Annotated in this window: 6 protein-coding genes and 1 tRNA gene; 1 reads left to right on the top strand and 6 read right to left on the bottom strand. The window is 71.8% G+C overall.

The genetic code is table 11. The features are described from left to right. Window positions 1-43 precede the first annotated feature (43 nt). The 3 genes from phsA to ACFU99_RS28075 all read right to left on the bottom strand — a co-directional run bounded on the left by phsA (window position 44) and on the right by ACFU99_RS28075 (window position 4,059). Window positions 44-1,885, bottom strand: coding sequence for an O-aminophenol oxidase PhsA (phsA, locus tag ACFU99_RS28085; RefSeq protein WP_384397153.1), 1,842 nt, complete (start codon window positions 1,883-1,885; stop codon window positions 44-46). Window positions 1,886-2,078: 193 nt separating this feature from the next. After that, the gene (locus tag ACFU99_RS28080) at window positions 2,079-2,312 is read right to left on the bottom strand and encodes a hypothetical protein (RefSeq protein ID WP_030876850.1); all 234 of its coding nucleotides are present in this window, start codon (window positions 2,310-2,312) and stop codon (window positions 2,079-2,081) included. A gap of 238 nt (window positions 2,313-2,550) precedes the next feature. Further along, a complete protein-coding gene (locus tag ACFU99_RS28075) occupies window positions 2,551-4,059 on the bottom strand; it encodes an MFS transporter (protein WP_384397150.1) in 1,509 nt (502 codons plus the stop codon). A 212-nt stretch (window positions 4,060-4,271) separates the two neighbouring features. Between ACFU99_RS28075 and ACFU99_RS28070 the strand changes: the two genes are divergently transcribed. Beyond that, window positions 4,272-5,192, top strand: a complete 921-nt coding sequence (locus ACFU99_RS28070; RefSeq protein ID WP_384397148.1) for a helix-turn-helix transcriptional regulator — start codon at window positions 4,272-4,274, stop codon at window positions 5,190-5,192. Between the two features lie 86 nt (window positions 5,193-5,278). Here ACFU99_RS28070 and ACFU99_RS28065 read toward each other — a convergent pair. From ACFU99_RS28065 to rsfS, 3 genes are all read right to left on the bottom strand, one after another. Beyond that, a tRNA-Ala gene (locus ACFU99_RS28065) sits at window positions 5,279-5,351 on the bottom strand. 99 nt (window positions 5,352-5,450) lie between these two features. Further along, on the bottom strand, window positions 5,451-6,104 hold the full coding sequence (locus ACFU99_RS28060; RefSeq protein ID WP_384397156.1) for a histidine phosphatase family protein: 654 nt from the start codon (window positions 6,102-6,104) through the stop codon (window positions 5,451-5,453). Next, window positions 6,101-6,541 (bottom strand): ribosome silencing factor, encoded by a 441-nt coding sequence (gene rsfS / locus ACFU99_RS28055; protein ID WP_384397146.1) that lies wholly within the window; start codon window positions 6,539-6,541, stop codon window positions 6,101-6,103. Before rsfS ends, ACFU99_RS28060 begins: the two co-directional genes overlap by 4 nt. Window positions 6,542-6,599 lie beyond the last annotated feature (58 nt).

Here is a 6,599-nt window from a genome sequence, read left to right as displayed (position 1 = left end):
GGGTACGGCCGTACCCCGCGCCCGCTCGTCACTCACTCGTCACTCAGTGCCCTTCGTGACCGCCGTGCCCGTGGCCGGTGTCGCCGTGGTGGAACTTCATCACCTCGGCGGGCATGACCACCAGCGGCCGCATCATCCCCATGTCCTCGTGCTCCAGCAGATGGCAGTGGTACATGAACCGGCCCTGCGCGCCGTGGAAGCGGCCGATCACATTCACCATCTGCCCCGCCGGCACCTGGATGACGTCCTTCCACCCCGAGTCACCCGGCGAGACGGGCACGTTGCCTCCGTACTCCAGGGGGCTGCGGGTCCCGCCCAGTTGGGGATCGAACGGACTCCCCGGCCCCTGCGGATAGACGTCCCGGCTGAGCACCTGGAAGTCGATCAGGTGGATGTGCATCGGATGGGTCCCCGCGCCGCCCAGATTGAGGAAGCTCCACTGCTCCCAGGCGTCGTGCTCGACCATGAAGCCGAGGGCGTCGTCGAAGGTACGGGCGCCCCGCTGGTACGTACGCACCTTGCCGTCCGCGCCCTTGACCTGCACCACGCCCTCGCTGGGGATCTTGACGTGGCCCGGGTCGGCCTCGTGCAGCTCCCAGATCTCCGGGTGCGCCTGGCCCGCCGTGCCCGGCGGGGTGAGCGCCACCATGCGGTGCCCGTGCTTCGGCGCGGTCTCGTGCGTGATGCGCCGGAACGACGCCGAGATCACCTGCGGCAGCACGAACGTGTCGCGCACCGGCTCCGTGCCCACCCGCACCTGCATGATCTGCGGGTACGGGACGCCCGGCGCGGCGTTCTCCAGCCGCACCCGGCGCCCCCGCAGCCGCCCGAAGTCGACCAGCAGGTCGATCCGCTCGGCCGGGGCCACGGACAGCGGCTCGTCGACCGGTACGGGCCGGGGCAGCAGCCCGCCGTCCGAACCGATCTGCCACGCCGCGCCGCGCACCTGCTCCCCCGTCACGTCGTCGACCAGCCGGAGCTGGAAGGTCCGCGCGTTGGCCGCGTTGAGCAGCCGGAAGCGGTACCAGCGCGCCGCCACGTCCAGGTGCGGCCAGATGACGCCATTGACCAGCGTGTACGGGCCCGTGAACGGCAGCGTCACATTCTTGTCGGCGGCGTCCTTCCCGACGACGACGGTCTTGTGCAGCAGCCGCCCGGTCAGTCTGCCGTCCTCGTCCTGGTCGAGGTTGCGGTCCTGGACGATCAGCGGAATCTCGTGCTCCCCCGCCGGGAGCCGCAGCGCCCGCTCCTCGTCGTCGCGCACCAGATACATCCCGGCCAGCCCTGAGAAGACGTTCCAGCGCGTGATGTCCATGGCGTGGTCGTGGTACCACCAGGTCGCCGCCCGGTGGTCGTTGGGGTACTCGGTGAGCTGGCTGTCGCCGGGCGACACCGCGTTCTCCGCCCAGCCGTCGTTGCCGCCGCCGGTCACCGCGCCGTGCAGATGGGTGACCGTCCACGGCGGCAGCGCCGCGACGTCGGCGAGCGGCTCCGCGCCGCTGCGGCCCGGCACGTCGCTCGGCGAGGGCGCGCCCTGCTGCGGCACGGCCTCCACCGCCGTCACCGGGTAGCTCCCCGTGAGCCGGTTGTTCCACCGGACGCGCAGCCTGCGCCCCCGGGGAACCTCGACGGTCGGCCCGGGAAAGTGCCCCCCGTAGGCCCACACCCTGGTCGGCGGCAGCTGTGAGTGCAGCCGCACCCAGGTCGCCGTCAGGTCGATGTCGATGCCGTCCAACGCCTCCTGCCGGCCCGGCCGCAGCGCGGGCGGTACGGGTAAGGCGTCGATGAACGGTGTGAGTTCCGCCGCGGCCGCCCGCTTCGCGGACTCCCCGGCGTCCCCGGCCTCCGCCGGGTTTCGGACAGGTTGAATCTCCGTATCGGTCATGCTGCGACCCCCGTGTCGCTTCCCCCGTGCCGCCGACCGTTGTCCGGCGGCAACTCCTGACCCGTCAACGCGCGTAACCTCAGGGGGAATTCCGGCTTCCGCAGAGATTTCGACCCAAGCCCCGATACCGAGGGCGGCCGCTCCGCATGAGCCCCCGCCAGAGCGCCCCTCCAAGAACCCTCCTGAGGAAGCGTCAGGCCGTGGCGAAGGAGTAGAAACGCTTCAGCGCGCAGTGCTCGTCGAGCAGCCGACCGTAGATCGGCTCGCCCTCCAGCTCCCGGTACGTCTCGATCGGGTCGCCCTTTATGATCAGCGCCCGCGCGCACTCCACGCACCAGTACTGGTAGGAGGAGTTGAGCGGCTCCATGTCGCGGACGATCGGCGTCCCGCTGCCGCACCAGTCGCACTTCCGGCTGTGTGCACCCATCAGTCAGCTCCAGGCGTGGCCGCGGCCCGCACACCCATAGGACACTCCGCCGCGATCAGCGGGCACTTGAGCCCCCTGGCCGGAGCGCCGGCGGAACGGGCGACCGGAGGCAGCCGACGCGAGAAGGGCACCGCTTGCACCGTCCTCCTCAAGAATGCGCGCCGACATGTCACCTTCCCTCACCTTCGCCCCCGTCCACCTACCGGCTGTCCGATTCTGCCATGCGCCGGCTGTGAGGTCAGCGCCGCCGTCTCAGCAGACCCGCCCCCGCCGCGGCCACCGCCGTGCCGGCCAGCGCGAGAGCGGTCGCCCACAGCGCGTACGCGGACGAACGCGCCCCCGAACCCGCCCCCGCCCCGCCGAGAAAGACCGCCCCGAAAACGGCCACCCCTGCCAGCAGACCGAGCTGAGCGGTCGTCACCAGCACCCCGCTGGCGTCGGCCGCGTCCTCCCGCCGTATGGCGGCCAGCGCCCGCGTGAGCGTCGGGCTGTACGCACCGCCGATCCCGAGGCCGACCCCGGTCAGCGCCGCGTAGAGCCCCGGCCCGCCACTGCCGCCGTCGCGCAGCACCAGCCCGACCCCGGCGAGCGAGACCGCCGCGAGCAGGAACCCGCCCGGAGCCAGCGCCCCGTGCCACCGCTCCGGGATCCGCCGCCAGTTGAGCCCGATCACCCCGAACGCCACCGAGACGGGCACGAACGTCAGCCCGGCCCGCATGGCGCTGTACCCGAGGCCGCTTTGCAGATGGAGCGTCAGCGCGAAGAGGAAGCCCGCGTTCAGCGCCATGGCCAGGCCGATACGGGCGACAGCGAGCGGTGTCCCCGGTGCCCGCAGCACCCGCGGCGCTATCAGCGGCGCCCCGCCGCGTCGGGCGAGCCGGGACTCGTACACCGCGAAGACCGTCGCCAGGACGGCGCTCCCGGCCAGCGACAGCCACCCCCACAGCGGCCAGCCCTGCTCCTCCCCCAGCACCAGCGGCACCGTGAGCGCCATCACCGCCCCGGCGAGCAGCACCAGCCCCGGCAGATCGAAGCCGCGCCGCGCCCCCTCCGCCCCCTCGCCCGGCTCTCCCCTCCCCCTCGGCAGCGCCTTCGGCGCGAGGGCGAGCAGCAGCAGCCCGATCGGCACGTTCACCAGGAAGACCGGCCGCCAGCCCGCCCCGAAGAGATCGGCGCTGACCAGCACGCCGCCCACCGCCATCCCGGCCGCGGCGCCGGAAGCGAGCACCGCCGCGTACGCACCGAGGGCCCGCCCCCGCGAACTGCCCGTATACGTACGCTGGATCAGGCTGAGGACCTGCGGCAGCATCACCGCCGAGCCCGCGCCCTGGACGAAGCGGAACGCGATCAGCTGCCCCGTGTCCCCCGCGAGCCCGCAGGCGAGCGACGCCGCCGTGAAGACCGCGAGCCCCGCCATGAACGCCCGCCCGTGCCCGAACCGGTCGCCGCACCGCGCGCCGGTGATCAGCAGCACCGCGTACGCGATGGTGTAGCCGGCGATCACCAATTGCAGCTCGGAACCCGAGGCGTGCAGGTCCGAGCGGATGGCGGGGGCCGCCACGTTCACGATGAACGCGTCGAGCAGCGCCATGAACTGGCCGGTGAGCACGATGGCCAGCAGCCGGCCGGGGCGGGCCGGCCGCCGGATCGGCGGCTGCCGCGCACCGGCTCCTCGGCGTCGGTTGTCAGTGCCGTCGTCTTTACTGGCCGGGCCGGCCACCGGAATTGAAGTGCAGGTATCGGTCATGTGTCCGATCCTGATCCGGTTCCGGACCGGGTCACGAGAGCCCGCCGATGCTGGTACCGACAGCACCTGGCAGCACTCGGACGGGGCGACGACGGAGGACGGCGGAGGACGCCAGACGGCAGGAGACGACAGCAGACGACAGCAGACGACAGCAGACGACGAAGCACAGCAATACAGGCAGTACAGACGACGGACGACGACGATCAACAGCGATGGGGGACGTGACGACGATGGCGACGACGACCGGACGCCGCAGGCCCGAGCTGGCCGCCTTCCTGCGCAGCCGCCGGGCGAGAGTGACCCCGGCCGACGTGGGCATGCCCGCGGGACTGCGCCGCCGCACACCGGGCCTGCGCCGCGAGGAGGTGGCCCAGCTCTCCGGCGTCGGCGTCACCTGGTACACGTGGCTGGAGCAGGGCAGGCCCATCAACGCCAGCATCCAGGTGCTGGACGCCATCGCCCGTACGCTCCGGCTCGACCGCGCCGAGCGCGTGCACCTCTACCACCTCGCCGAGGTGCCGTACGTACGCGATCATCAGGGCGACGCGGAGACGGCGGGCCCCGAGGTGCAGGGCATCATCGACTCCCTCGAAGCGCTCCCCGCCGTCGTCTACAGCGCCCGCTACGACATCCTCGCCACCAACGCCACGTACCGCGGCCTCTTCCCGGCCGTGTACAGCACCACCGGCCGCGGCGGGAACGTGCTGTGGCAGCTGTTCACCCAGCCCGCGTGCTGCAACCCGTATCTCAACCACACCGAGGAGCTGCCGCTCCTGGTGGCGACGCTGCGGGGCGCGTACGGATGTCACGTGGGCGAGCCCGCGTGGGAGGGCTTCATCGAGAAGCTGTCGACGGCGAGCGCGACCTTCGCGCGGCTTTGGGAGAACGGGGACGTGGCCCCGGCCGGGCCTCGTATAAAGGTCTTCCGCCACGGCTCCGTCGGCGAGGTGCGGCTGAACTCGACCTCGCTGGCGGTGGGCGGTGTGCCGGAGACGCGGATCGTGGTCTACACCCCGCACGACGAGACGAGCCGCGAGCGGATCGGGAAGCTGTGCGCCGTCGAGGACCCGATCATCGGCTGCCCGGCCCACGCGCGCCCGCTCTCGGAGATCAGGGCCGCCCTCGCCACTTGATCCGGGGAGGGGATAGGGGAGGAGATAGAGGAGGGGATAGCAGAAGATCCCGCCCCTCTATCGGAGGGACGGGATCTTCCGGACTGTGGAGCTAAGGAGAATTGAACTCCTGACCTCCTGCATGCCATGCAGGCGCTCTACCAACTGAGCTATAGCCCCGCTGTTCTGCGGCCCTCGGGGTTTCCCCCGCCGTTCCGCGAACAAGATGAACTTTAGCCTGCGACCTGCCCGGATGTGAAATCCGGGCCCGGCCGCCGCTCAGTCGTCGTCGCCGAGCACCGGCTCGGGGAGGGTCCCGGCGTTGTGCTCCTGGAGCCGCCAGCCGCGCGCGCCCTCGCCGAGGACGGACCAGCAGCAGTTCGAGAGGCCGCCGAGCGACTCCCAGGTGCGCGGTTCCAGGCCGAGGAGACGGCCGATGGTGGTGCGGATGGTGCCGCCGTGGCTGACGACGACGAGAGTGCCGCCGTCCGGCAGCTTCTCGGCGTGGTCGAGCACGACCGGCGCGGCCCGCTCGGCGACCTCGGTCTCCAGCTCGCCGCCGCCGCGCCGCACCGCCTCGCCGCGCTTCCACGCGGTGTACTGCTCGCCGAAGCGGGCGAGGATCTCCTCGTGCGTGAGCCCCTGCCACTCGCCGGCGAAGGTCTCCCGCAGCCGCGCGTCGTGGGCGATCTCCAGGCCCGTGACGGCGGCCAGCTCCGCCGCCGTCGCGGCGGCGCGGCGCAGGTCGGAGGCGATGATCGCGTCCGGGCGCAGCGCGGCCAGCAGCCGGGCGGAGCGGCGGGCCTGCTCGACGCCCGTCCCGGTCAGCTCGATGTCCGTGGTGCCCTGGAAGCGGCGTTCCAGGTTCCACAGGGTCTGGCCGTGCCGCCACAGGACGATGCGGCGGCCCCGGCCGCCCTTGGTGCCGTTCAGCTCAGCTCACCGTCCAGGTCGACCTCCGCGGCGAGCGTCTTGGCGTGCTCCTCGGCCTTGCCGGCGGTCGCGACGGCGTCGGCGGGCAGTTCGAGCTGCGGGCAGTCCTTCCACAGCCGCTCAAGGGCGTAGAAGACGCGCTCCTCGCTGTGCTGTACGTGCACGACGATGTCGACGTAGTCGAGGAGCACCCAGCGGGCCTCGCGGTCGCCCTCACGGCGCACCGGCTTGGCGCCGAGCTCCTTGTTCAGCCGCTCCTCGATCTCGTCGACGATCGACTTGACCTGGCGGTCGTTGGGCGCCGAGGCCAGCAGGAAGGCGTCGGTGATCGACAGTACGTCGCTGACGTCGTACGCGATGATGTCGTGCGCGAGCTTGTCGGCGGCCGCCTGCGCGGCGGCCTGGATGAGCTCGATGGAGCGGTCCGTGGCGGTCACTGGCCAAGCTTTCGATCGGGAATCAGGTACCCGTCAAGGGTCTCACGCTCCGCCGACC

Source organism: Streptomyces sp. NPDC057654 (assembly GCF_042800135.1).
Lineage (GTDB): Bacteria > Actinomycetota > Actinomycetes > Streptomycetales > Streptomycetaceae > Streptomyces.
Note: the sequence above shows the minus strand (reverse complement) of the source record. Positions and strands in the feature narration are given on the sequence as shown.